This is a genomic window from Cobetia sp. 10Alg 146 (assembly GCF_029846385.1).
GTDB classification, from domain to species: Bacteria; Pseudomonadota; Gammaproteobacteria; order Pseudomonadales; family Halomonadaceae; genus Cobetia; species Cobetia marina.
The window spans coordinates 164,656-190,081 of the sequence record NZ_JARWKT010000001.1; the positions used below are offsets into that span (position 1 = coordinate 164,656).

Annotated in this window: 20 protein-coding genes; 13 read left to right on the forward strand and 7 right to left on the reverse strand. The window is 63.0% G+C overall.

Annotation, left to right across the window (positions count from 1 at the left end):
* Window positions 1–61 precede the first annotated feature (61 nt).
* From dgoD to QD172_RS00675, 8 genes are all read left to right on the forward strand, one after another.
* A complete protein-coding gene (gene dgoD / locus QD172_RS00640; protein WP_136937796.1) occupies window positions 62–1,210 on the forward strand; it encodes a galactonate dehydratase in 1,149 nt (382 codons plus the stop codon).
* Window positions 1,211–1,306: 96 nt separating this feature from the next.
* Window positions 1,307–2,104, forward strand: coding sequence for an SDR family oxidoreductase (locus QD172_RS00645; RefSeq protein ID WP_279854557.1), 798 nt, complete (start codon window positions 1,307–1,309; stop codon window positions 2,102–2,104).
* The gene (locus tag QD172_RS00650) at window positions 2,101–3,096 is read left to right on the forward strand and encodes a 2-dehydro-3-deoxygalactonokinase (protein WP_279854558.1); all 996 of its coding nucleotides are present in this window, start codon (window positions 2,101–2,103) and stop codon (window positions 3,094–3,096) included. The genes QD172_RS00645 and QD172_RS00650 overlap by 4 nt, the downstream gene beginning before the upstream one ends.
* Before the next feature lie 27 nt (window positions 3,097–3,123).
* Window positions 3,124–3,738, forward strand: a complete 615-nt coding sequence (locus QD172_RS00655; protein WP_077376324.1) for a 2-dehydro-3-deoxy-6-phosphogalactonate aldolase — start codon at window positions 3,124–3,126, stop codon at window positions 3,736–3,738.
* A 40-nt stretch (window positions 3,739–3,778) separates the two neighbouring features.
* On the forward strand, window positions 3,779–4,735 hold the full coding sequence (locus QD172_RS00660; RefSeq protein WP_279854559.1) for an SMP-30/gluconolactonase/LRE family protein: 957 nt from the start codon (window positions 3,779–3,781) through the stop codon (window positions 4,733–4,735).
* 44 nt (window positions 4,736–4,779) lie between these two features.
* Window positions 4,780–7,008 carry an alpha-galactosidase gene (locus tag QD172_RS00665; protein WP_279854560.1) on the forward strand — a complete coding sequence of 743 codons (2,229 nt, stop codon included), beginning with the start codon at window positions 4,780–4,782 and terminating at the stop codon, window positions 7,006–7,008.
* 44 nt (window positions 7,009–7,052) lie between these two features.
* A complete protein-coding gene (locus QD172_RS00670) occupies window positions 7,053–9,041 on the forward strand; it encodes a beta-galactosidase (RefSeq protein WP_279854561.1) in 1,989 nt (662 codons plus the stop codon).
* A gap of 547 nt (window positions 9,042–9,588) precedes the next feature.
* The gene (locus QD172_RS00675) at window positions 9,589–10,974 is read left to right on the forward strand and encodes a GntP family permease (protein ID WP_279854562.1); all 1,386 of its coding nucleotides are present in this window, start codon (window positions 9,589–9,591) and stop codon (window positions 10,972–10,974) included.
* A 121-nt stretch (window positions 10,975–11,095) separates the two neighbouring features.
* Here the strand turns inward: QD172_RS00675 and QD172_RS00680 are convergent, their stop codons facing one another.
* From QD172_RS00680 to QD172_RS00710, 7 genes are all read right to left on the reverse strand, one after another.
* Window positions 11,096–11,416, reverse strand: coding sequence for a hypothetical protein (locus tag QD172_RS00680; protein WP_176503324.1), 321 nt, complete (start codon window positions 11,414–11,416; stop codon window positions 11,096–11,098).
* A gap of 155 nt (window positions 11,417–11,571) precedes the next feature.
* Window positions 11,572–13,800: an FUSC family protein gene (locus QD172_RS00685; protein WP_279854563.1), complete on the reverse strand. Its 2,229-nt coding sequence runs from the start codon at window positions 13,798–13,800 to the stop codon at window positions 11,572–11,574.
* A gap of 3 nt (window positions 13,801–13,803) precedes the next feature.
* A complete protein-coding gene (locus tag QD172_RS00690; RefSeq protein ID WP_279854564.1) occupies window positions 13,804–14,721 on the reverse strand; it encodes an HlyD family secretion protein in 918 nt (305 codons plus the stop codon).
* Window positions 14,722–14,941: 220 nt separating this feature from the next.
* Complete coding sequence (locus QD172_RS00695) at window positions 14,942–15,181, reverse strand: DUF1656 domain-containing protein (RefSeq protein WP_240499517.1); 240 nt, start codon at window positions 15,179–15,181, stop codon at window positions 14,942–14,944.
* Between the two features lie 386 nt (window positions 15,182–15,567).
* Window positions 15,568–16,863 carry a TRAP transporter large permease gene (locus QD172_RS00700; protein ID WP_279854565.1) on the reverse strand — a complete coding sequence of 432 codons (1,296 nt, stop codon included), beginning with the start codon at window positions 16,861–16,863 and terminating at the stop codon, window positions 15,568–15,570.
* Window positions 16,853–17,380, reverse strand: a complete 528-nt coding sequence (locus QD172_RS00705; RefSeq protein WP_279854566.1) for a TRAP transporter small permease — start codon at window positions 17,378–17,380, stop codon at window positions 16,853–16,855. Before QD172_RS00705 ends, QD172_RS00700 begins: the two co-directional genes overlap by 11 nt.
* A 211-nt stretch (window positions 17,381–17,591) precedes the next feature.
* On the reverse strand, window positions 17,592–18,581 hold the full coding sequence (locus tag QD172_RS00710; RefSeq protein ID WP_279854879.1) for a DctP family TRAP transporter solute-binding subunit: 990 nt from the start codon (window positions 18,579–18,581) through the stop codon (window positions 17,592–17,594).
* Between the two features lie 744 nt (window positions 18,582–19,325).
* Here QD172_RS00710 and QD172_RS00715 point away from each other — a divergent pair.
* The 5 genes from QD172_RS00715 (at window position 19,326) to rbsB (ending at window position 25,318) form a co-directional block, all read left to right on the forward strand.
* Entirely contained in the window at window positions 19,326–20,927 is a 1,602-nt protein-coding gene (locus QD172_RS00715) for an MFS transporter (RefSeq protein ID WP_279854567.1), read from the forward strand.
* A gap of 300 nt (window positions 20,928–21,227) precedes the next feature.
* Window positions 21,228–21,647, forward strand: coding sequence for a D-ribose pyranase (gene rbsD, locus QD172_RS00720; protein WP_136937754.1), 420 nt, complete (start codon window positions 21,228–21,230; stop codon window positions 21,645–21,647).
* Between the two features lie 5 nt (window positions 21,648–21,652).
* On the forward strand, window positions 21,653–23,287 hold the full coding sequence (locus QD172_RS00725; RefSeq protein WP_279854568.1) for a sugar ABC transporter ATP-binding protein: 1,635 nt from the start codon (window positions 21,653–21,655) through the stop codon (window positions 23,285–23,287).
* Window positions 23,287–24,264 carry a ribose ABC transporter permease gene (rbsC, locus tag QD172_RS00730; protein ID WP_279854569.1) on the forward strand — a complete coding sequence of 326 codons (978 nt, stop codon included), beginning with the start codon at window positions 23,287–23,289 and terminating at the stop codon, window positions 24,262–24,264. The genes QD172_RS00725 and rbsC overlap by 1 nt, the downstream gene beginning before the upstream one ends.
* Before the next feature lie 160 nt (window positions 24,265–24,424).
* Window positions 24,425–25,318 (forward strand): ribose ABC transporter substrate-binding protein RbsB, encoded by an 894-nt coding sequence (gene rbsB / locus QD172_RS00735; RefSeq protein ID WP_084208618.1) that lies wholly within the window; start codon window positions 24,425–24,427, stop codon window positions 25,316–25,318.
* Window positions 25,319–25,426 lie beyond the last annotated feature (108 nt).

A 25,426-nucleotide genomic window follows, 5' to 3' on the forward strand; every position in this document is an offset into this window, starting at 1 on the left:
GACTTTTCCTTCTTCAATGCTTTCCAAGCTCGACACGAGCGTCATCCCAAGGAATCTCGACATGAAAATCACTCGACTCAAGACCTGGCAAGTTCCGCCACGCTGGTTGTTCCTCAAGATCGAGACCGATGAGGGCTGCTATGGCTGGGGGGAACCGGTCATCGAAGGGCGTGCCGCCACGGTGGAAGCCGCGGTCCACGAGCTGTCGGATTATCTGGTCGGCCAGGACCCACGCAACATCGAGCACCTGTGGAACGTCATGTACCGCGCAGGGTTCTATCGCGGCGGCCCTATCCTGATGTCCGCGATCGCCGGCATCGACCAGGCCCTGTGGGACCTGAAGGGCCGTGATCTGGGAGTGCCCGTGCATCAGCTGCTCGGCGGCCCGGTGCGCGACAAGATGCGGATGTACGCCTGGACGGGCGGCGATCGCCCATCAGATGTCGGCGCAGGTGCCAAAGCGCTGGTCGACCAGGGCTTCACGGCCTTCAAGATGAACGGCACGCCGGAGATGCAGATCGTCGATTCCCACAAGAAGATCGATGACGCCGTGGCGCGTGTCGCCGAAGCGCGTGATGCGGTCGGCCCGGACGTGGGGATCGGCATCGACTTCCATGGCCGCGTGCACCGCCCGATGGCCAAGGCGCTGCTGCGGGAACTGGAGCAGTTCCACCCGATGTTCATCGAGGAGCCGGTGGCACCTGAGCACCTGCCCGCGCTCAAGCATATCGCCGAGGGCATCGCGACGCCCATCGCCACCGGCGAGCGCCTGCACACCCGCTTCCAGTTCCGTGACCTGCTGGCGGATGGCATGGTCGACATCATCCAGCCGGATCTCTCCCACTGCGGCGGCATCAGTGAAGGCTTCAAGATCGCGACGCTGGCCTCGGCCTATGACGTGGCCCTGGCACCGCACTGCCCGCTGGGCCCGCTGACGCTGGCGGCTTCCCTACAGCTGGATGCGGTGTGTCACAACGCCTTCATCCAGGAACAGAGCATGGGCATCCACTACAACAAGGACAACGACGTCCTGGATTACCTGGTCGACAAGGACGCGCTGGCGATCAAGGACGGATTCTGCGCCATTCCCCAGGGCCCGGGGCTCGGGGTCGAGATCGACGAAGCCTTCGTCGAGGAACGTGCCAAGGTCGGGCATCGCTGGCGCAATCCGGTCTGGACCCACGAAGACGGCTCCGTCGCTGAGTGGTAATGCCGAGCAAGCCGCAACGTACACACTGACAACACAGACGCCATGCCAGGACAGGCTCTCAGCCGAGAGTCTGTCACGCTGCAGAAGGGACTCATCATGACCCGTACCGCATCACCCCATACTGAACTCCCCGCCTTCGCGGACTTTCGCTACCCGGACCTCGCGGGTGCCAGTGTCTTCATCACCGGCGGAGGCTCGGGTATCGGTGCCGCATTGACCGAAGGCTTCCTGGCGCAGGGTGCCAAGGTCGCCTTCGTCGGGTTGTCCGATGCCAGCGAGTTCTGTGACGCCATGGAGGCCCGATACGCCAATCGCCCCCTGTTCATCCGCTGCGACATCCAGGAGATCGAGGCATTGCAGGCGGCTGTTGCACAGGCGCGCGAGGCCCATGGCCCGATAGGCGTTCTGGTCAACAATGCGGCCCGCGACACTCGCCATACGCTGGAGGAATGGACGGTGGAGCAGTGGGATGAATCCATCGCCACCAACCTGCGTCCCCAGTTCTTCACCGCTCAGGCAGTCGCGGCTGACATGCGGGCACTGGGAGGCGGCGCCATCATCAACCTGTCTTCCAACAGCTACATGCTGGGGCTGGGGGGCTATCCCACCTACGTCACCGCCAAGGCCGGCATCATGGGGCTTACCAAGGCCTTGGCGCGTGAACTGGGGCCAGATGCCATTCGCGTCAACTGTCTGATTCCGGGCTGGGTAATGACGGAGCGTCAGCGCGAGCTGTGGGTCAATGACAAGGACTTGAACGAGTGCATCGACCAGCAGTGCCTCAAGGAAGCGATTCCGGTCGAGGACATGATCAATCCTTGTCTGTTCCTGGCCTCCACCGCCTCACGCATGATGACCGGCCAACCGATGGTCGTGGATGGAGGTCGAGTGTGAGCGCCGTCCATGCCCTCCCCGCCTGGATCGCCGTGGATTGGGGCTCCAGCAATCTGCGTGCCTGGGCGCTGGATGATCAGGACCGGATCATCGCCCAGGCACGCAGTGCCCGCGGCATGCTGGGTCTGGCGAGCGATGAATTCGAGGATGTCCTGCGGGTGGTGATCAATGACTGGCTGCCCGAGGACTCCACCTCAAGCATGCCGGTGTTGATCTGCGGCATGGCGGGCGCACGCCAGGGCTGGGTGGAAGCGGCCTACCTGCCGGTCCCGGGTGAGCAAGCCCCTGCCATCGATGTCCTGTCTGGCCTGGCAGAGCAGCTGACCCATGTGGCAACGCGCGACAGACGCATCGCCGTCACCATCGTGCCGGGGCTATGTCAGCACCAGCCGGCCTTTGATGTCATGCGCGGTGAGGAGACACAGCTGGCGGGTCTGGTCGCCACTCAGCCGGGCTATAGCGGGGCCGTCTGCCTGCCCGGCACCCACGCGAAGTGGGCACAGCTCGAGAACGGTTCGATCACGGGCTTCACCACCTTCATGAGCGGTGAACTCTACAAGCTGCTCAGTCAGGATTCGGTCCTCAAGCACTCCGTGGCGGGAGGGGATCTTGCCGATGAGCCACAGCGTCAGGCATTTCTGGCAGGCATCGATGCGGCCATGGCGGAACCGGCGCGCATGACGGCGGCGCTGTTCGGCATCCGTGCGCGGGATTTGCTCGATGAATGCCTCGATGATGAGGCCTCGCGCGCAGCCTTGCTGGGTGCGCGGCTTTCCGGTCTGGTGCTGGGCCTTGAGCTGGCCGGTGCCACATGCCTGCAGCCGCAAGGGTCGCTGATCACCTTGATCGGTGATGACATCTTATGCCAGCGCTATCGGATCGCACTCGAGCATCTGGACTATCGCGTCAGCCTGGCCGCCAATGCCGACATGATTCTGGCCGGGCTCGGGCGCATTCATCACGCCTGTCAGGCACGCCTCGTCACTGACTGACACCCCCATCTTCCCCTGGAGACTTCCATGAGCCTTCCCCTGGTTGCCATTCTGCGCGGCGTCACGCCGCAGGAAATCATCGCGATTGCCGACGAGATCATCGCGGCGGGCATCACCCGCATCGAGGTCCCGCTCAATTCGCCCCAGCCGCTGGTCAGCATCGCGGCACTGGTCAAGCACTGTGCGACGGCCCATGACGGCCAGATCCTCATCGGTGCCGGCACCGTCCTGACGCCGGAGCAGGTGCGGGACGTGCACGGCGTCGGTGGTCGGCTGATCGTGTCGCCCAATGCCGATGTCGAGGTCATTCGCGAGAGCCGCCGACTCGAGATGGTGTCCATGCCAGGCATCGTCACGCCGACGGAGGCCTTCGCGGCCCTCGCCGCCGGCGCCTCAGGCCTCAAGCTCTTCCCGGCGACCCAGGTCGGTATCGTCAACATGAAAGCGATGCTGGCCGTGCTGCCCACAGGCACCGAGCTGTATGCCGTCGGGGGCATCGGCAGTGACAACTTCGCGCAATGGCGTGCGGCGGGTGTCCATGGTGCAGGTCTGGGAACGGCCATCTACACGCCGGGTCTGACGGCTTTTGACGTCGGTGAACGAGCACGCAAGCTGGTCTCCGCCTGGACGGCCGCCGACTGAGCCCCGTCGGCTCTCCCACAGGATTCACGAGGAGTAACGGATGACACGATCGACCTGCCTGGGCACGGCTGAGCGCCTCGTGGCCAGCCACTGCGAGCTGGGAGAAGGCCCCGGCTGGACACCCGCCACAACCACCCTGCCTGCGCGGGTGCGCTGGCTGAACATCCTCGCCGGCGAGCTGCATCACGCGGCCGCGGATGGCAGTGATCACGTCATCACTCAGCTTGCGCGCCGCACCTCCTATGCGGCGCTCACCCTTGAAGGCGACTACCTGCTGGTCGGTGAAGGCATGCTGTCACGCTGGAACCCCGAGACAGGCGCCGTGGAGGATGTCATGTCCTTCGAGGCGGACGCCATGCCCGCGACACGCAGCAATGATGCTCGAGTGGATACCCACGGCAGTCTGTGGCTCTCGAGCATGGGCTGCAACGCCGAAACCGGGGCTGGCAGTCTCTACCGCCTGCACCGCGGCAAGCTTTGCAAGCTCATGGATGGGCTGACCATTCCCAATGCGCTGTGCTTCTCGCCGGATGGCTGCTTCGCCTATTTCACCGACACCGTTACCGGTCAGGTGATGCGCTGGCCACTGGACGCCGATGGCTGGCCACTCAAATCAGCAGGTGAAGGGTCAGCAAGTGAAGGGGCGGCAGGTGAATACAACGCTCCTGAGGTCTGGGCCGATCTGCAAGATTGTGGCGGTGGCCCGGATGGCGCCGTGATCGACGCCGATGGCCATATGTGGATTGCGCTCTGGGGGGCCGGCCGCGTGGCAAGGCTGGATCATGACGGCAAGGAAATCGCTCATGTGGCCCTGCCGGTCAGCCAGCCCTCGTGCCCGCTGTTCGGTGGTGAGGGGCTGAGCACGCTGTATATCACCACGGCGCACGAAGGCATGGCCACGCCGGATCATGCGGCGGGTGATGGTGATCTCTTCGCGCTGGACCTGTCAGCACACGGCTTCAAGGGACTGGCAGAACCGCCGCTGGTGCTGGGCTGACACTGCCATTCCGTCTCTGATTCTTCTTTATTTCTGGACCTCTCATGATGACCACAGACGCCCCATCCACCCGACCTTCGGCAACGCCCGACGCGACATGGTCCCCCCAACAGCAATGGCTGAGCCTGAGCGCCGACGGCATCCAGCTGCAGCTGGATCTCGCCGATGGCCTGCTCAAGCTGGCCCACCTGGGGCGCATCGCCCCGGTCACGCCAGCCCAGCACCGCCTGATGAGCGCTGCTGCCACGCCCCAGGCAAGCCTCGATCAGCTCCCGCCCAATACCTTGTTCAATGATGCCGGGCTTGGTTTTGCGGGCTATCCGGCCTTGATCGGTGACCGTGATGGGCGTGACTGGCTCACCGACATGCGACTGAGTGAGGTGGCGTGCTCGACCGATTCACTGGGCGCGCATGCCCAGCTGACACTGGCGGATGCCACGAGCGAGCTGGAAGTTCTGCTGTCACTCACGCTCACCAACGAGGGGGTGCTGCGTCAGTCCACCACCCTGCGCAATCCTGGTACGGCAGACTATCGTCTCGAGTGGCTGGCGGCCTGCTGCCTGCCACTGCCGAACCGATTCGAACAGTGCCTGAGCTTCGGTGGCCGTTGGGTCCAGGAGTTCACCGAGACACGCCACGCCCTGAGTGAAGGCACCTTCACGCTCGAGAATCGGCGCGGGCGCAGCTCTCACCAGCGTGTGCCCTCCCTCATCGTGGGTACCGAGGGCTTCAGTGAGCAGTCCGGGGAGGTCATCAGCGCGCACCTGGCCTGGAGCGGCAACCATCGACTGCTGGTGGAGCGCCAGTTCGATGGCAGCACGCAACTGCAGCTGGGCGCACTGCTGTTGCCCGGTGAGCAGGTACTGGCCGCCGGGGACAGCGTCACCACGCCGGAAGTCGTCATGGCGTGGTCTGACACGGGCATCAATGGCGCCAGTCAGCGCATGCATCGTACCTTGCGTGCACGGCTTGACTGGCCGACGCCGAACAAGCCTCGCCCGGTCCACGTCAACACCTGGGAGGCCCTCTATTTCGATCACGACGCCGAGCGGCTGGAGGAGCTGGTCACCGCTGCCGGCGACGTCGGCGCGGAACGCTTCGTGCTCGACGATGGCTGGTTCGTGGGCCGCGATGGTGAGCGAGCAGCGCTGGGCGATTGGTACCTGGATCAGGGCAAATACCCCGAGGGGCTGGGGCCCTTGATCGCGTCCGTCCATGCCCAGGGCATGGAATTCGGTCTGTGGGTGGAACCCGAGATGGTCAATCCTGACAGCGCGCTCTTTCGCACGCATCCCGACTGGATACTGGCGCTGGAAGGCCGTGAGCAGCCGCTGGGGCGGTATCAATGCGTGCTGGATCTCACACGCCCTGACGTCACTGACTATCTGTTTGCGCGACTGGATGCCCTGCTCAGCGACTACCCGATCCGCTATCTCAAGTGGGACATGAATCGCGACCTCACCCACGCCGCGACCCAGTCCGGCGAGCGTCGCGGCATGCCTGCAGCGCATGCTCAGGTACAAGCGCTCTATGCGCTGCTCGCACGTCTGCGCCAGGCGCACCCTGAGGTGGAAATCGAGAGCTGCGCCTCGGGGGGCGCCCGCACCGACCACGGCATTCTGCGCCACACCCATCGCGTCTGGACCTCGGACTGCAACGACCCGCATGAGCGAACGCACATCCAGCGCGGTGCCAGTCGCTTCCTGCCACCGGAGCTGCTCGGGGCTCATATCGGGCCTGAGCATGCACATACCACGTCGCGGCGTACTTCCCTTGCCTTCCGTACCTCCACGGCCCTGTTCGGTCACCTGGGCCTTGAACTGGACGTCAGCCAGCTCGCGCCACGCGAGCGTGGGGAGCTGCGCGTCTGGATCGAGCGCTACAAGGCATTGCGCGGGCTGTTGCATGGCGGCGTGAGCTGGCGTCTGGACTGCCTGGATGACGGCCAGCATGCACATGGCGTGGTCAGCCAGGACGGTGAAGAGGCGCTTTACTGCATCAGCCAGCTGGCCATGCCACGCCACGCCGTACCTGCGCCACAGCCGCTGGCAGGGCTCATCGCCGAGCAGCATTATCGACTCGAGCTGCTGGAACTGCCGGAACATCCCGAACGCCGCATGAAGCAGCTGCCGGCCTGGGTGCAGGCCCAGCTCTCGGGGGAGCCCGTCGTCGCCAGTGGCGAGATGCTGATGCGTGCCGGGCTTGCCCTGCCGGTGCTTGACCCGGAACAGGCGATCCTGATCCACCTGACGGCGGCACATGACGTTGACTGAGCCTGTGCTCCGGCTATCACTTCCCCGATTCAAGGATGACCTGTATGCAACTCGGCGTCTGTTATTACCCGGAACACTGGCCGCGTGAGCGCTGGGCACAGGATGCCCGTGACATGTTCGATGCCGGCATTCGCGTGGTGCGCATAGGCGAGTTCGCCTGGAGTCGGCTGGAGCCGCGCTCTGGAGAGCTGCGTTTCGAGTGGCTCGATGAGGCCATTGAGATGCTTGCCCGCGCCGGTCTCAAGATCGTGATGGGAACCCCGACGGCCACGCCCCCGAAATGGCTGGTGGATGCCCATCCCGAGATACTGGCCGTCGATGAGCATGGCCAGGTGCGGGGATATGGCTCACGTCGTCATTACTGCTTCTCCTCGCCCGTCTATCGCACGCAGAGCGAGCGTATCGTGCGTCTGATGGCGGAGCGCTACGCCACTCATCCGGCGATCATGGCGTGGCAGACTGACAACGAATACGGCTGCCACGACACCATCCTCAGCTACTCCCGGGCGGCGCGCGCAGGCTTCCCTGAGTGGCTGGAACAACGCTACGGCAGTGTCGAAGCGCTCAATGAGGCATGGGGCGCGGTGTTCTGGAGCCTGGAAGTGACCGCCTTCTCGCAGGTCGAGGCGCCGGTCGGCACCGTCACCGAGCCACATCCGGCGATCGTGCTGGATTATCGTCGCTTCTGCTCCGACATGGTGGTCGAGTACAACCGGCTTCAGGTCCAGACGCTGCGAGACCGCGGCGTGAACGTCGATATCGTGCACAACTTCATGGGCCTGTTCACGGAGTTTGACCACTTTGACGTCGCCCAAGACCTGGACATCGCCAGCTGGGATAGCTACCCGTTGGGCTTTCTGGAGCGTGGTGCCCATCCCGAAGCCACCAAGGCGTTCTATCGCCAACAGGGCCACCCTGATTTCGCCGGTTTCCACCACGACCTCTATCGCGCCATGTGCAAGGGGCGCTGGTGGGTCATGGAACAACAGCCGGGGCCGGTCAACTGGGCCATCAGCAATGCCGCCCCACTGCCCGGCATGGTTCGCCTCTGGAGCCATGAGGCCTTTGCCCACGGTGCGGAAGTCGTTTCCTATTTCCGGTGGCGTCAGGCCCCCTTCGCGCAGGAACAGATGCATGCGGGTCTGTTGCGTCCGGATGGTTCACCGGCCTCGGCCTGGCCGGAGCTGTTGCAGGTCCGCGATGAACTGGCTCGCTTGAGCGCAGAAGGCCTCAGTGGGCGCGAGATCGAGACCGAACAGGCCCCCGTGGCCTTGATGTTCGACTATGCCTCGATCTGGGCCTGCCAGATTCAACCGCATGCCGAGGACTTCGATGCGCTGGAACTGCATCTGAGCTGGTACAGCGCCCTTCGCAGGCTGGGTCTGGACATCGACATCGTCTCCCCTCGTGATGATGTCAGTGGCTATCCTCTCGTCGTGCTGCCCTGTCAGGTGATTGCCGACGATGCGCTTGCGGCACGCCTGAGCGCTGCACGTGACAGCGGCAGCCGTATCGTGATCGGCGCACGCTCCGGCTCACGCACGCCAGACTTCCAGATACCCGATCAACTGGCACCGGGCGCCCTCGGCGAGCTGGCCGGCGTCACGGTCGATCGGGTCGATGGTCTGCGCCCCGGTGCCTGCCCAGGCGTCACCACGGCCAATGGTCATCATGGCCAAGCGTTGCGCTGGCGAGACCTGCTCGACAGCACGCGAACCACGGCAAGGGTCGTGACCCGTTTCGATGATGGAGAAGCGGCTCTCACGGAGCGCGCAGGGGTCAGCTATCTGACCGCCTGGCTTGAAGAAGACACCCTCATGGCCGTGCTGGTCGAGGAATGTCGCAAGGCAGCCATTCTTACCACCGCCCTGCCGGAGGGTGTGCGCCTGCGCTGCAGAGGCAATCTGGTGTTTGCCTTCAATTATGCGCCTGAACCACGCTGGCTACCCGAAGGCCTGGTGCCGGAAGATGGCTGGATCTGCGGAGGCCAACAGCTCGCTCCCGCTGGCGTCAGTATCTGGCGCATGGCATGACGAGATGTCCAAGGCGATGACGGCAACGGAGCGCTTCAGTGGCTTTGCCATCATCCAGACAAGCGTCACGTGCGTATGACTCCATGACTCCTGTCGGCCTCGCGACCGGCGGATGGTTCGATCGTTTCTGGCGGTGCCTACGGGTACCGCCTTTTTCTTAATGCGACAGTTGCCAACAAGAGTTTTCGTCAAGAGCTTGCCGCTGGCGGTGTTGAGAACACAGCCCCTTCCCGTGGCAGGTCTTCTGCTGACACGACGGTCCCTTCAGTCCTGGAAACTTGCAGGATTGACAGGATTACTCATTCAAACAAAAGATAACGGTATAAATTCTATCTGTCGTGCCACACCCCTTGCCAACCCCCGTCCCACGCTGCCACTTAAGCCGCATTGTCCTCTTGTCAGACAAACTCTACCGTGAGCCAGATGTCACTGTAGAACAGTCCATATAAAGAAATAATTACAGGAAACGCACCTGTTCACAGGACATACGTCGTCATTGGCAGACGGCACACCATGACTACAACGCCAACCACGAGATGTCCCCTTCATGAGCATTCTTGCCATTCTGATATCGCTGGGACTGTTGATGTTCCTGGCCTACCGCGGTATCACCGTTCTGTTGCTGGCACCTGTGATGGCGGCTCTTGCCGTCGTGCTTTCAGGTGATGCAGGCGCCCTGCTGCCCAGCTATACCGTCACCTTCATGAGCCAGCTGGGCGGCTACCTGGCCAAGTTCTTCCCGCTGTTCATTCTCGGTGCCCTGTTTGGCCAGTTGATGGCGGATTCCGGGGCTGCCCACGCGATTTCCGAGGGACTGGTAAGGCGCCTCGGAACCCGCCATGTGATCCTCACCGTCGTGCTGGCCTGCGCCCTGCTGACCTACGGTGGCGTCTCGCTGTTCGTGGTGGCTTTCGCCGTCTATCCCATCGGGGCCCAGCTCTTCCGGCGTACCTCGACACCCAAGCGACTGCTGCCCGCGGCACTGGCGCTGGGCTCCTTCACCTTCACGATGACCGCCCTGCCCGGTACCCCGGCGATCCAGAACGCGATTCCGATTCCCTACTTCCAGACCAACAGCTTCGCGGCTCCCGGACTTGGCATCATCGCCGGTCTGATCATGCTGGGGCTGGGCACCTGGTGGCTGAAGGGCAGAGCCACGAAAGCTCAGGCGCAGGGCGAAGGCTACGGCAAGCATGACAATGAGGCATTGAATGACGATACACCGGTGGCACGCATGAGCATGCTGTCAGCCGTGATCCCGCTGATACTGGTGATCGGACTCAATGCCCTGCTCACCTACCTGGTCTTCCCGCGCATCGACTTCTCCTATCTCAATGATGCCTTCCCGGAGCTGGACCCGGCCGGCGCCACCGGCATGTGGTCGATATTGATCGCGCTGAGCTGTGCGTCACTCTGGCTGGTGGTGACTCGCTGGAAGCAGTGGGCTGACTTGAAGACGACGGTCAACAATGGCTGTTTCGGTGCCATGCTGCCCGTCTTCAACACCGCCTCGGAGGTCGGTTATGGCGCCGTGATCGCAAGCCTGGCCGGCTTTGCACTGGTCAAGGAGGCAGTACTGGGGCTCTACCCCGGCAATCCGCTGATCTCCGAGGCCGTGGCGGTCAACGTGCTGGCAGGGATTACCGGCTCCTCCTCGGGCGGCATGAGCATCGCGCTCTCGACACTGGGCTCGACCTACATGGAGATGGCCGTCAATGCCGGGATAGACCCTGAATTGATGCACCGTGTGGCGGCACTGGCGGCTGGCAGCATGGATACGCTACCGCACTCAGGTGCAGTCATCACGCTGCTGGCCATCTGCAAGCTGACTCACCGCCAGTCCTACGGACAGATGTTCATGATGACCGTGGCGTTCCCGATGCTGGCTCTGATCAGTGTCGTGACGCTGGGCAGCCTGTTCGGCAGCTTCTGACCACGACATGCCTCTGAAAGCCAAGGGCGACAGAAACGACACAGGCCACCTCAAGGGGTGGCCTGTGTCGTTTCGATACCTGAGACAGCTGTCTCAGGGCGCCTTGATGGCACGGACAGTCTCAATAGACGTGATGCTGTTGGATCATGGGGACTTCGGCGCGGGCACGCGTCTTGATCCAGAGCGTCAGATCTTCCTTGTCGGCCCGGGGATTCTCCGCCACCCAGTCGACGATACGCGAGGCAATGAACTCGGCGTAGAAGTCATCATCGAACTGCAACAGCATCAGGTCCTCACCGGCCTGGCTCACTCGCAGCAGCACTTCACTGCCGGGCAGCACATACAGGCTCAATTCGTGCAGGTATTGCGTCGTGAAGGTGACGCGCTTGAAGCGATCAGGGGCATCACGACCACTGTTGCTGATGTCATTCATGAAAGCCATGATGCTCCCCCGTAGTAGACATCTCATGCATTTCGCTCAGATATGAGCAGATATCTACAATGATAGACCAGATGCTCTTGCCACGGTTGCTTTTATTAGCGTTTTTTAACGGACCACCCGACGCCTGAGCGCGGAACATTGATCAGGCGTCAGATTCACGCGTTCTGACGCAACGCATCACTCTCGAGGGTGAGTTGCACCCGCTCCAGCCAGCCCGCCAGCAAGGCTTGCTTGTGGCGACTCATGGCGTCCTGTTCGGCGATGGTCTGCGAGAATCGGCGCCCGGCCTTCTCAAGCCGCCTGGGTCGCTTGCCCTGACTGCATCGCTCGAAATCCTCCGCCAGCGCCAGAATCAAGCTCTGCAAGGCACGCTGCACGGGCCTGGACATGTTCTCGCCAAGCTCCCGTCGCACGAAGCCTATTCCGCGCCCGATATCCATGCCTGTCAGGCCCAGAGACATCAGAGGCATTCCCTGCGGCTCGTCCGCGATCGCAGGTGAATCGGCCCCGCCCTGACGTGACTGCTGTTCCTGTTGACGGCTTTGCTCATGGCGGGCAAGACGCAGCAGGCGATCCCCCATACGTCCCCCGAACCAGCTGTCCACCTGCTGAGCGGGGCGTTCGGCCAGCTCTCGGATATCACTCGCCGTTGTCTGGATCAGCTGGCGCTTGTCCCAGCCGGCCCCGGGTACCGGGATCAGGCGAAACCCGAGAATGGTCACGATCAGGCCGATCCCGGCCGCCAGACTCCGGTTGAGGGTATAGGCCACATCGAAGGTCATGCCGTTGTCGGGCATCACCAGCAGGATATTGAACACCACGAACGGCAGACAGATCCCCGCCAGCACCGGTACCACGGACCCCATCAGGCCGATGAACAACGGAACACTGAAGATCAGAATGAACGGCACGAAATGCTGGGCCTGACTCAACAGGACATTGCCGAACAACAGCACACTGGGCACGGCGAACAGCAGGCCTTTGAGCACCATGGGGATGATGGGGGCGGGGTCATCGCGACTGGCGAAGATACCGGAGAACAACGTGCCCAGCAGCATGGCCACCGCCCCATTGTCCCAGGCCGTCGCCAGCCAGAAGATGGAGGTAGTCCCGAAGATCAGCATGGCACGCAGCGCATTGGTCGCCGCTCGTCCGTGATCGCGATGCCAGCTCAGACTGGGCTGGCGCAATTGATGGCGACCGGGATGATTGATGACCTCACGTGCCTGAAGCATCACCAGCGCATGGCCCAGCACTTCCCGCAGACTATAGAGCAGCCGTGCCTCGAGGGCAGACAGATTGCGCTGACCGCGCGAGATTCTCAGGCATTCTCCGCGCAGCTCCTTCAAGGTGGCGCGTGCCTGCCCGATCCCCTGGTTGTCGGCCATGCTCTGAAAGGCGCTGCCAAGTCGCTGCATCAGGTCCTGTGTCGGTTGACTGAAGCGCTCCGGTTGCTGAACGGCCGGACGCGCGAGCTGATCGTCTTGCCCGTCGTCGTCGATGGGGTTGTGGTGCACGGACTCACCGTCAACGCCAGTGGCGTGATGGCGCAGGAAGAATTCCGGGTGACGCAGCTGATGCAGTGCCTTGAGGGTGGCATAGAGGCGCATGCTCCGCCGAGTCAGCAGATGGACACCGCGGATACGCCCCTTGCCCTGAGGCCCCTCATACCGCGCGGAGTGGGCATCGATCTCGAGATTGTTGAGCGCCCCAAGGCCGGTCATCATCTGTTCGAGCATCGCCTGACGTTCGCGATTCTCCTCGGCATGCCGTTGCTCGGCGCTCAGGTCATCCTGGGAGGGGTCCGAGAAGGCCAGCGCCATATAACGGAAGGTGGCGTTGACGGCGGTATCCGCCAGCTGCCCCAGATGGTCCCGCACACGTATCGGCCAGACCAGCGCACTGACCAGCACGGCGCACAGTGCACCGAGACTCAACTCACTGAGGCGAGCCAGCGCCACCGAGAAGAAGTTGCCGGGCGCCGAGGACGTCAGCACCACGATGATCATGCAGGCCACCGCCCCCATCACGCAGCCATAGGAGAGGTTGTTGTGGGTGAGCGAAGCCCCGTAGATACACAGGCCGATCCACAGGGTGACACTGCCCAGTGCCAATTCCGGCGCCTGGGCAAACAGCCCCATGATCACGACGGCGACACCGACACCCGCCACGGTGCCGGCGATCTGGCAGATGCCCTTCTCGACCACCATCCCCGACATCGGGCGTATCTGCAGAAAGGCCGCCGAGATCAGCGCCCAGTACGGGCGATCCAGATCAAAATAGAAGGCCGCGTAGAGTGCCAGTGACATGGCAAGGACACCCTTGAAGGCGAACTTCAGGGCAAAGGAAGAGGGTCTGAGAAACGCCGCGAGTGCCGGAGACATCGATCAAGGTGCTCCGTGGCCGCTGTCCTCGGCATCGGTGATGTCACTGAGCAGCCGGACACTCGCCGTCATGCCTGCCGCCAGATTGACCCCGGACGCCCGTACCGCCTCGATATCATCGAACTCCACTCTCACCGGGATGCGCTGTGCCAGGCGTACCCAGCTGAAGGTCGCACTCACCTGCGGCAGCTGCTGGGCATTGGTCGCGGTATTGTCATCGGCGATCCCCTCACCGATTCCCACGACACGGCCCTTGAAGTCCTTGTTGCCGCTCATCAGCGTGATCTGGACCGGATCTCCCTTGCGCACATGCTGCAGCTTGGTTTCCTGGAAATAGGCGCTGAGATAGAAGGAGTCATCCTTGATCAATGCCATGACCGAAGTACCCGCCGTCACATAGTTGCCCTGTGTCAGGTGCATGTTGAGGATGCTGCCATCCGCCGGGGCGGTCAGCTGGGTACGGTCAAGATCCAGTTGCGTGGATTGAAGCGCCGCCTCGGCCTGCTGCACATCGGCGCGAGCCACCTCGGCCTCGAGGCGAGCACTGTCACGCTCCTCTTCACTGATCGCCCGGTTGGTCAGGCGACTGCGTCGATTGGCTTCATGCTCCTTGAGCCGCAAGGTGGCCTTGGCACTGGCCAGACTCGCCTTGGCCTGAGCCAGCGCCGCCGCATAGCGGGCCTGGTCGATCTGCAGAATCACGTCGCCCTGCTTGACGCGAGTGGTGTCCGCCACGTTGAGCTCACTCACCCAGCCGGACACGTCAGGGCTCAGCGTGATCACCTCGGCACGCACGCGAGCATCCCGCGTCCAGGGACTGTACATGTAGGTCTTCCACAGCCAGATGGCACACCAGACCGCCACGGCCACCAGACACAGGGTAATGACCCATTTCACGACTTTCTGTCGAGACTTGCTCATGCAGTTTCCTTGAAGAGTTGATCCTGACGGGAGCCTCGGCTCACACGAGATTGCGCAGAGTGATGCTTGCCAGTGACGCCTGAGCTCGACCGCCTTCGAAGATGGGGTGACGTTGCGACAGTGACGCGACAGGTGAATGACGAGGGACATCTGACGCTTGCGACGCGAGCGCTGTCGCGATGACGATGAGTGACGGACCAGACGCGATTCGGTGAAGGCGTCAGGTCACCAGTGCGACGATTCCCGTCAGACAGATGATGAAGAGCGAGATGTCGAACCAGGCCTCGAACCATAGCTCATGATTGGCAAGCACCCGGTGCAGCAACGAGCGAATCAACCCGGCGATCACCAGCGCCGCCAGCGCATAGACCAGCATGGGGCTGATCAGGAATTCTCCCACCACCATCTCGTGCAGTGCATTGAAACCTGCCAATGGCATGTCAGGGGGTGTTTCGTTCATCGACACATGTCCTTTGGAGATCCTCTGGAGGTGAGATCACGCATACGGGGGCGATAGGCGAGATTGGTCGCCAGCATTGACGCTCAGTCAACGTCAACCAATGGAGGCAGGTCCGCCTGCATTCAAGGTCTCAAGCGCCGCCACCCCACAAGAATATATGCAGGCTAACATTTATCAGGCGAGTTGCCACGTGCCCGTGATGAGACGCGACAGTGCGCAAGTGCTTCCCCCTGCTGGGTTTTCCAGTAGGGGGAGCGAGTGAAGACAGCGTCCGGGCAGAACATCTGGTGGGTGTGGCAGTCATGACAAGCGGCTTGCCTCTCGACAAGCCGCTTTTGAAGGCTCCGCTCCGCTTTCGCACTCAACAACGCGCTCACTCGGTTGCGTTACACGGCATAACCGAGGATGCGCGGCAGCCATAGCGCCAGTTCCGGGAACAGCATCACCACTGCCAGGGCCGCTAGCATCGCCACGACAAAGACCATCGCCCATACGACGGTCTTCTCGAGTCGAACACCGGCCACGCTGCTGGTCACCATCAAATTGACGGCCACCGGCGGCGTGAACTGGCCGATCGCGATGTTCATCGCCAGCAGGATACCGAACCATACCGGATGCCACCCGAAGTGCTGCATCACCGGAATCAGCACCGGCATCAGGATCAGGTAGATGGAGACCGCATCCAGCAGCATCCCGGCGATCAGTACCGCCACCATCACCAGAATCAGCAGCGTCGTGCCGCTATCGGACAGCGTGATCAACCACTCGGCGAGATGGCGGAAGGTACCCAGCATGGTGCCGGCCCAGGCGAATATGCCCGCCAGCGCGATGATCAGCATCACCACCCCCGAGATTACCGCTGCTTCCCTGAGCAATTCCCACACCTGGGAGAGCTTGAGCTCACGGGTGATGAAGAGCCCGACACACAGCCCGTAGGCGGCCGCCACCACCGCCGCTTCCGTGGGCGTGAAGAGGCCTGAGCGCAGCCCGCCGAGGATGATCACCGGTGCCAGCAGCGCCGGAATCGCTGAGCGGAACGCCGGACCCAGCGCGATACGTTCCACCTGAGTCGGATCTTCCCAACGATAGCGCCGCGACAGCACCCAGGCCGGTACCAGCAGTGCCGCACCGACCAGCAAGCCCGGAATCAGCCCTGCGGCAAACAGCGCGCGCAGATCCACCCCCGGCACCACGATGGAATAGAGGATCAACGCGATGGAGGGCGGGATCAGGATCGCCGTGGAGGCCGAGGCCGCAATCAGCGTCGCCGAGAACGCCTTGGGATAGCCCGCCCGTGTCATGCTGGGAATCATCACCATCGCCACCGCGGCGGCATCCGCCGGGCCGGAACCACTCATGCCGCCCATGATCAGACACACCAGCACCGCCACCAGCGCGAGACCGCCGTGACGTGGCCCGATCAACGCCTGGGCGAAGCGCACCAGCCGCGCCGCCACTCCGGCACGCTCGAACACCAGCCCCGTCAGGATGAACAATGGAATGGCGATCAGCGGATACTTGGCAATGCTGTTGTAGGTATTGGTCCCCAAGGTGGCCAGCATGCTGACCGGCAGACCCGCGACGATACCCACCGCCCCCGACAGCCCCAGCGCGAAGGCGACTGGCACGCCGAGTATCAACAGCGCGGCGAAGCTTGCGAGCAACCAGAGATCAGGACTCATGATCTGACTCCTTGTGCTCCGGCGACGCATCCTGACCGGGTCCATGACCAGGCCCTTGCACAAGACGCTCGACACACTGCTGCAGCTGGCGCCAGGCCATCGCCAGCGCCAATATCGGCAGCCAGATCACATACCACCAGTTGGGCAGGCCCAGTCCCGGTGACAGCGACTCCCACTGATACTCCTCCAGCGCGAAGGTGCCGCCAAACCAGACGACCAATCCGAGCACGACCAGCACCGCCAGGGTCTGCAACACCACCACCAGTCGCCACAGCGGCAACGGCAGCACGTCTTCCAGCAGCGCGATACGAATATGTGCCTGACGGCGAATCGCCACCGAGGCGCCCGCCAGCGTCAGCAACACCAGCAGGAAGACCGAGAATTCCTCGGTGAAGGCAAAGGAGGCATCGGTGGCGTAACGCACCACCACGTTGGCCAGACTGATGATGCCGATCAGGCCCAGCGCCAGCGCCGCCAGCCAGGATTCCGGCCGCACGCGTGGCGGTGGCCTGTCCACGGGGGCAGGCGCTCCGTTGGCGGCGTCTTGCAAGGTTTGCGGTGATGCTTGTTGAGAGGTTTGTTGCGACTTTTGCGACATGACACGCGATCCACACGAACGCCGAGGCTGTCAGGCCCCGGCGTGGTTCTTCACTCAATAACGCGCACAGACCGCATTATTCCCGATGTCATCTGCTCAGTGAGCAGCGGCGATGATGGCCCTGGCCGACTCAGCGCGAGGCCTCGACCTCGGCACGTGCCGTCTCGACCAGCGCCTCACCGATCTTCGGTGTCCAGCTTTCGTAGACCGACTGGGTGGCATCACGGAAGGCCTGCATCGCATCATCATCGAGCTTGACGACATTCACGCCGCGCGCCTCGATATCCGCCAGCCGCTGGGCATTGCCTTCACGACTCATGGCGATCTCCCAGGCACCCGCTTCCCTGGCGGTCTCGGTCAGCAGAGTGCGCTCCTCCTCACTGAGCGACTTCCAGACACGCTGGTTGGCGGCGAAGATCAACGGGTCCGCCATGTAGTGCCAGAGGGTCAGATGGGTCTGGCCGACCTGATCGATCCGCGCCACATCAAACACCGACAGCGGGTTCTCCTGACCATCCACCGCACCGGTGGTCAGCGCCGGCTTGGCATCCGCCCAGCTCATCTGGGTCGGGTTGGCGCCCAGCGCCGTGAAGGTGTCCTGGAACAGCGGCGACCCCACCACACGAATCTTCAGGCCTTTCAAGTCGTCCGGCGTGGTGATTGATTTCGAGGAATTGGACACCTCACGGAAGCCATTCTCGCCCCACGCCAGCGGCATGATGCCCTTGGACTCGATGGCGGCGAAGACCTGCTTGCCCGACTCACCCTGAGTCAGCGCATCGATGGCGGCGTGGTCCGGCATCAGGAACGGCAGCGAGAACAGGTTGAGCTCCGGCACCTGGGGCGACCAGTTGATGGTCGAGCCCACCGCGAGATCGATCAGCCCCTGACGCATGGCCGAGAATTCCTTGGTCTGGTCTCCCGCCACCAGCTGGGCATTGGGATAGACACGCAGGGTGAGATCGCCACCGGAGCGCTCCTCTACCAGTTCCGCCCACTTCTCGGCCGCCTGCCCCCACGGGAAGGCATCCGACAGCACGGTGGAGACGGACAGCTCGCGGGCCTCGGCATCACTCGCCATCAGTGGTGACAGCAGAGCCAGGCCAAGCACGCCAGCCATCAGGGCAGCGCGACTCGGGGCGGCAACACGCGAAGAAGTAGTGGAAGGAGTTGCAGACATTGAAGCGTGGCGATGCCATTGACGAGAGACGGTGTCAGTTCCGGAGGCGGAATCAGCGTTGGCGAGTGCGGCGGTCAGGGTCATGAATAACCTCTTGATTATGATGTTGTTGAGTGTGTCCTCGGGCAGATTCGCATCTACTTTGGTCGCTGACCATTCGACCATGCGACAGATCGGCGCTTTTTCGACGCTCACATGCTATCTCGCTCCATCACTATTACTGTATATACATCCACTCCTCGGGTTTTCCGAGACTTTTTGCGTACGAAACGCTCGACCATGTGGTGTCATCAACGTGTGTTGCCAAGGAGTGTGTCTAGCGATTCAAGAGGGCCAACCTTGGTGCAGCCCCCTCTAACAGGGAGTTTCAGGATATTTCCCTTTGCTTGATGCCGTGCCTTTTACAACGCCAGCGTGCCCCCAGCCCCTCCGAGGTCAGGATTTCACGGGGGACTGTATATCCATCCAGCCCATTACATCATTGCGACAAATTTCCAGATCTGTCGCCTTTCATCCACGCAATGGCGCGCCACGGGTCGCAGACTGCGGATTCGGTCGGTAGACTGAGCGCCGTTCCCGCAAGGACCAACCACGACTGACCATCACCACGCACGCAAGTGTCGTACCTGACATCTCGTCGGCACCGCTCAAACGGTACCGACCTTGACCGATGAGGCCCCTTCCATGCCGCACCCCCAGCAGGAAGCCATACCCACTCCCACCTTCGAGACCGAGCCGCTCGACACGCCGCCCAAGCGACTGCAGCCGACCAGCAGTCTGGGCGCGGCGGTCGTTCTGTGGTCGCTGCTGCTGGGAATGGGGATGCTGATGCTGGCCAACGGACTGCAGGGCAGTCTGTTGGGGATTCGTGCCTCCTCGGAAGGCTTCAGCAACACCATGACGGGCATCATCATGTCGGCCTACTTCGCCGGCTTCCTGCTGGGCTCGACGCTTGCACCGCGCAAGCTGCGTCGGGTCGGCCATGTGCGCACCTTCGCGGCGCTGGCCTCCATCACCTCGGTGTGCATCCTGATCCACGCGCTCTATGTGGTGCCCGAGGTGTGGATCGCGATGCGCTTCATCACCGGCTTCGCCTTCGCCGGCCTCTACGTGGTGGCGGAGAGCTGGCTCAACAGCCAGGCGACCAACCAGATGCGCGGCCGGCTGCTGGCCATCTACATGGTGATCACCTATCTGGGCATGGGCGGTGGCCAGTTGCTGCTCAACGTCGCCAACCCGAATACCTATCTGCTGTTCATCCTGGTCTCGGTGATCATGTCCTTGGCGCTGGTGCCGATGCTGCTGTCCGCCTCACCGCAGCCCGAAGGCGCACAGCCGGAGGCCATGGGGATCGTTCGTCTGCTGCGTCTGGCACCGCTGGGCACTCTGGGCGGCTTCGCCACCGGCATCGCCAACGGCACCGTCTTCGGCATGGGCGCGGTGTATGCCGACCGCGCCGGCCTGCCGGTGCAGGAAGTCTCCTGGTTCATGGGCGCCTTCATTCTGGGGGCCGCCCTGCTGCAATGGCCGCTGGGCAAGCTCTCCGACAAGCTGTCGGCCAAGAAGGTGATCCTGGGCTGCAGTGTCGGGGCGATCGCGCTGTCCATCGGCGGCGTGCCGTTCAGTGGTGGCAGCATGCTGACCATGGCGCTGCTGGGGGCGGGGCTCGGCGGGCTGATCCTGACCCAGTACTCGCTGTTCCTGGCGGCGGCCAATAACCTGCTGACCACACCACAGATCATCTCCGCCAGCGGCACGCTGGTACTGATGCATGGCGCGGGCGCGATTCTGGGTCCACTCACCGCGGGCCTGCTGATGGAGCGCTTCGGGGCCGTCGGCTTCCTCTATACCCTGACCGCCATCCACGTGCTGATCGTGATTCTCGCCGCCAGTGTCACCAGCAAGCCGCGTCAGGTGCTGGATGCCGAGGATGGCGATCACCCCGGTCACTATGTGGTGGCGCCCTCCACCACCAGTCCGCTGAGTGCCGCTTGGGTCGAGGAAGCCATCACCGAGCCGGAAACCGGTCAGCTGGAATTCGACTTCGATGCCGAACCTGAGCCGGAGCCTAGCGAAGAAGAACTTGCCGCCCAGCAACAGGAAGCGGCCTCTGAAGCAGAAGAAGGCGTCGTGCAGCAGGTCGATAATGAGGAAGGCGTGATGAACGACCGCGTCACCGGCATGGAAGACGACTGGCATCTGGATGGCCATATCGACGAGCAGGCCCAGCACCTCAGTGAAGAGGAGCGCCGCGTCAAATCAGAGCCGGAGCGCGAGAGCTACTGATCACGTCTGACGGCATGCCGAAATTGACGTGATGAAAAAGAGAGAAACAAGAACACCGCCCTGAGAGGCGGTGTTTTTTTGGGTAGGGGCAAAACTTTCTCAATGGTCTGCTCCAAGACCGGCTGTCCACGTATCCCGTGACTTTTCACCCCCTCACTACAAAAAAGTAGTCGCTCTACAGGGGCTACGACGTTTCGCCTACCGCGCCGCAAACGTTTGCGCGTCATACTGTCGCCCATGGTGAACCCGTCAGGTAAATGACTGGATCGACTCGCCCCTGCCTCATTCAAGGACTGAGACGTGAAACGACAAGGCCTACTCAACGCGCCGCTCAGCGGGCACATCGCTCGCCTCGGCCATACCCAGACCCTGGTGATCGCCGATGCCGGCCTGCCGATTCCCGCCGATATCCCCTGTGTGGATCTGGCGGTCATTCCCGGGCTGCCGGCCATGCTGCCGGTGCTCGACGCCCTGCTTGCAGAGCTGTGCATCGAAGCCGTGACCCATGCCAGCGAGCTGGCGCTCAAGAGCCCGGAGCTTCACGACGCGCTCTCGACCCGCCTGGCCTCACTGGAGCAGCGTGACGCCAAGCCGCTTGAGCGCCATGTGATCGAGCACGAGGCCTTCAAGGCCGAACTCCCCAAGGCCAGCGTGATCGTACGCACCGGTGAGTGCACGCCCTACGCCAATCTGATCCTGCATTGCGGAGTTCCCTTTTGATGGGCATGCAGACGCAAGATGTCACGCATCCAACCTCGCAAGCGCCCAAGGTCAATGAGGACGCTGCCCCGCGCGTGCTGATGGCATTGCGCGGCATCGACAAGGGCTTTTCCGGGGTCAGCGTGCTCAAGGGCGTCGACCTGACGCTGCGCGCCGGCCGCGTGCATGCGCTGGCTGGCGAGAACGGCGCAGGCAAGTCGACGCTGATGAAGATTCTCTCCGGCGTGTATCGCTATGACGCGGGCACCCTGTGGCTTCGCGATGAGGAAGTCATCTTCACCACCCCACGCCAGGCCATGGACAGTCGCATCGCCATCATTCACCAGGAACTCAATCTGGTGCCGGGCCTGTCCGCCGGCGAGAACATCTTTCTCGGGCGGGAACCACGTACTGCGCTTGGCACCGTCGACTGGAAGCGCCTGCATGCCGATGCCCGCCAACTGCTGGATCGCCTGCGCCAGACACTGGATTCACGCACCGCCGTCAGTGAACTGAGCATCGGTCAGCAGCAGATGGTGGAGATCGCGCGTGCCCTGTCGCTTGACGCCGAGATCATCATCATGGATGAGCCCACCGATGCCCTGACGGACATCGAGACGGACATCCTGGCCGAGGTGGTCGCGGAGCTGCGCGGTGAGGGACGCTCACTGGTGCTGATCACCCATCGTCTCAACGAGATCTTCAGCATGTGCGATGAAGTCGCCGTGCTGCGTGATGGTCAGATGATCCACCAGGGGCCGACGGCGGAACTGGATGAGGATGGCTTGATTCGCCTGATGGTCGGCCGTGAACTTGCCGAACGCTACCCCTATACGCCCGCCAGTCCAGATGGCGAAGTGATGCTCGAGGTGAAGGAGCTTCACGCGCCGGGCGTCAATGGCATCAGCTTCTCGGCGCGCCGCGGTGAGGTGCTCGGCTTCGGCGGCCTGATGGGCGCAGGACGCACCGAGCTTGCGCGCGCGCTGTGCGGTGATACCCGCATCGCGGCGGGAAGCGTGACCTTCAACGGACAGTCCGGGCAGTTCCCCTCGCCGGCCGCGGCACTGGCGGCAGGCCTGGTCTATGTGCCGGAAGATCGCAAGCATTCAGGACTCATTCTGGCGCACTCGGTGGCCAGCAACATGTCTCTCAGTGCCCTGCCGAACTTCTGCGGTGCGCTGGGGCGCATTCGTCACGGCGAGGAAGCCGCCGCGGTCGAGCAATTCGTCAAGAGCATGCAGATCAAGATCAGCGATACCGCCCAGGCGGTCGATACGCTGTCCGGTGGCAATCAGCAGAAGGTGTCGCTGGCCAAGGCACTGATGCCGGCACCGGAGCTGGTGATTCTCGATGAGCCGACCCGCGGCGTCGATGTCGGCGCCAAGCGCGAGATCTACCTGCTGATCAACGAGCTCAAACGTCAGGGCAAGTGCATCCTGCTGATCTCCTCCGAGATGCCCGAGCTGCTGGGTCTGGCAGATCGCATTCTCGTGGTGGCCGATGGCCGGATTTCCGGTGAATTCAGCCGCGAGAACGCCACCCAGGAAGCGATCATGACAGCCGCCTCCGGTCTCGAGAGCCCGCTGAGTACCAGCACTGGCGCCGCCCGGGCGACCCCTCCACACACGTCTTCTGATTTCCCCCACGAGATGCCGAACTGATGTCCACTCCCACTTCCTCTGCCGCCGGCGACCGTCGCCTCGACATCATGCGCCTGCTGGTCGACAACAAGGCACTGATCGCGCTGACACTGTTGATCGCCGTCAGCGCCGGCCTGTCCGACAACTTCCTGTCTGCCGACAACCTGCTCAACGTGCTGCGCCAGACCAGCATCAACGCCATCATCGCCATGGGCGTGACCTTCGTCATTCTCACCGCCGGTATCGACCTGTCAGTGGGTGCGGTACTGGCACTGACCGGCGCCTTCGCCGCCTCGATGACCGCCGCCGGCCTGTCACCGTGGCTGAGCGTGCCCGGCACCATCATCGCCGGTGCCGCACTGGGCGCAGTCTCGGGTCTGTTCGTCGCCTTCGGACGCATCCAGGCCTTCATCGTCACCCTGGTGGCGATGACGGTGCTGCGCGGCGCGACGCTGGTCTACACCGATGGTCGCCCGGTCTCCATCGGCGTCAGTGAAGCCGCCGACAGCTTCTGGAACCTGGGCGGCGGCTACTGGATGGGCGTCCCGATTCCCATCTACATGATGTTCTTCGTCTATGTGCTGTGCTGGGGCGTGCTGCATCACACCCGCTTCGGCCGTCACGTCTATGCGGTCGGCGGTGGCGAGAAGGTGGCGCGCCTGTCCGGCATCAACGTCAATCGCATCAAGATCAGTGTCTACGCCATCGCGGGTGCCTTCGCGGCACTGGCGGGTGCCATCCTGGCCGCCCGTCTGGGTTCGGCACAGCCGAATGCCGGCACTGGATACGAACTCGACGCCATCGCCGCCGTCGTCATCGGGGGCACCAGCCTGATGGGTGGTCGAGGCCGCATCTTCGGCACCTTGATCGGCGCACTGGTGATCGGGGTCTTGAACAACGCGCTGAACATCATGGGGGTCTCAAGCTACTTCCAGATGATCGCCAAGGGCGCCGTCATCCTGCTCGCGGTACTGATCGACAGCCGCGCCCAGAAATAGTCCCTCACGCTCGAACGCGCGAAAGACGCTTGCGATTTCATTCCCGGCAGCATCGAAGACCCTCGATCCCGTGCGCCAACCACGGGGTCATGCATCGCCAGGGTCGCCGACAACGAAGACGCCAGACGATGGCGTCGACAACAATGAAAGGAACCACGCCATGAAAAAACTGCTCGTTTCCTCGCTGACCACCGCCATCACCGCCGCCGGTCTGAGCATGATGCCGGTGCAATCCGCGATGGCGGACAAGATCGCGCTGGTCGTGTCCACACTCAACAACCCGTTCTTCGTCAGCCTGCAGCAGGGTGCCAAGGACAAGGCGGCGGAGCTCGGCCATGAGCTGATCGTGCTGGATTCCAGCAATGACGCCGCACGTGAGCTGTCCAACGTGGAAGACGCCCTGTCACGTGGCGTGGACCTGCTGCTGGTCAACCCGACCGACTCCGACGCCGTCGTCTCCAGCGTGCGTACCGCCAATGCGCGCAACGTGCCGGTGGTGACGCTGGATCGTAGCGCCAACGGCGGCCGGATCGCCGCCCACGTGGCCTCCGACAACGTCGCGGGTGGCGAACTGGCCGGCAGCTTCATCGCCGAGAAACTCGGCGGAGAAGGCAAGGTCGTCCAGCTTGAGGGCGTGGCCGGTGCCTCCGCGACACGTGACCGTGGGGAAGGCTTCCTCAAGGCCATCGAGGGTCACTCGGACATCAGCCTGATCGCCAGCCAGCCGGCCAACTTCAATCGCACCCAGGGCCTCAACGTGATGGAGAATCTGCTCCAGGCGCATCCTGAGGTGAATGCCGTCTTCGCGCAGAACGATGAAATGGCGCTTGGCGCACAGCGCGCGCTGCAGGCGGCCGGCAAGGACATCCTGCTGGTCGGTTTCGACGGCACCGATGAAGGCATCAAGGCGGTTCAGGCCGGCAAGATGGACGCGACCATCGCGCAGCAACCCTCACTGATCGGCAGTCTCGGCGTGGAAGTCGCCGACAAGCTGCTCAAGGGCGAGGACGTCGACAAGACCACCGACGTGCCGCTCAAGCTGATCACCGAGTAAGCGCGAGCCCGCGAGACGTGACACCAAGACGCCGGCCTCGTGCCGGCGTCTTCGTCACCGCTCTCCACCGGCGCCACCAACACGCCACGACAGGCGTCAGAACAAGAC

Bases quoted from the DNA above. Each gene is read 5' to 3' on its own strand.
- rbsB (WP_084208618.1), top strand. From the start codon at position 24,425: ATGAAAAAACTGCTCGTTTCCTCGCTGACCACCGCCATCACCGCCGCC.
- dgoD (WP_136937796.1), top strand. From the start codon at position 62: ATGAAAATCACTCGACTCAAGACCTGGCAAGTTCCGCCACGCTGGTTG.
- QD172_RS00710 (WP_279854879.1), bottom strand. From the start codon at position 18,581: ATGGCTGGCGTGCTTGGCCTGGCTCTGCTGTCACCACTGATGGCGAGT.
- QD172_RS00695 (WP_240499517.1), bottom strand. From the start codon at position 15,181: ATGAACGAAACACCCCCTGACATGCCATTGGCAGGTTTCAATGCACTG.
- QD172_RS00700 (WP_279854565.1), bottom strand. From the start codon at position 16,863: ATGAGTCCTGATCTCTGGTTGCTCGCAAGCTTCGCCGCGCTGTTGATA.
- QD172_RS00670 (WP_279854561.1), top strand. From the start codon at position 7,053: ATGCAACTCGGCGTCTGTTATTACCCGGAACACTGGCCGCGTGAGCGC.
- rbsC (WP_279854569.1), top strand. From the start codon at position 23,287: ATGTCCACTCCCACTTCCTCTGCCGCCGGCGACCGTCGCCTCGACATC.
- QD172_RS00665 (WP_279854560.1), top strand. From the start codon at position 4,780: ATGATGACCACAGACGCCCCATCCACCCGACCTTCGGCAACGCCCGAC.
- QD172_RS00660 (WP_279854559.1), top strand. From the start codon at position 3,779: ATGACACGATCGACCTGCCTGGGCACGGCTGAGCGCCTCGTGGCCAGC.
- QD172_RS00725 (WP_279854568.1), top strand. From the start codon at position 21,653: ATGCAGACGCAAGATGTCACGCATCCAACCTCGCAAGCGCCCAAGGTC.
- QD172_RS00655 (WP_077376324.1), top strand. From the start codon at position 3,124: ATGAGCCTTCCCCTGGTTGCCATTCTGCGCGGCGTCACGCCGCAGGAA.
- QD172_RS00680 (WP_176503324.1), bottom strand. From the start codon at position 11,416: ATGGCTTTCATGAATGACATCAGCAACAGTGGTCGTGATGCCCCTGAT.
- QD172_RS00685 (WP_279854563.1), bottom strand. From the start codon at position 13,800: ATGTCTCCGGCACTCGCGGCGTTTCTCAGACCCTCTTCCTTTGCCCTG.
- QD172_RS00645 (WP_279854557.1), top strand. From the start codon at position 1,307: ATGACCCGTACCGCATCACCCCATACTGAACTCCCCGCCTTCGCGGAC.
- QD172_RS00690 (WP_279854564.1), bottom strand. From the start codon at position 14,721: ATGAGCAAGTCTCGACAGAAAGTCGTGAAATGGGTCATTACCCTGTGT.
- QD172_RS00675 (WP_279854562.1), top strand. From the start codon at position 9,589: ATGAGCATTCTTGCCATTCTGATATCGCTGGGACTGTTGATGTTCCTG.
- QD172_RS00715 (WP_279854567.1), top strand. From the start codon at position 19,326: ATGCCGCACCCCCAGCAGGAAGCCATACCCACTCCCACCTTCGAGACC.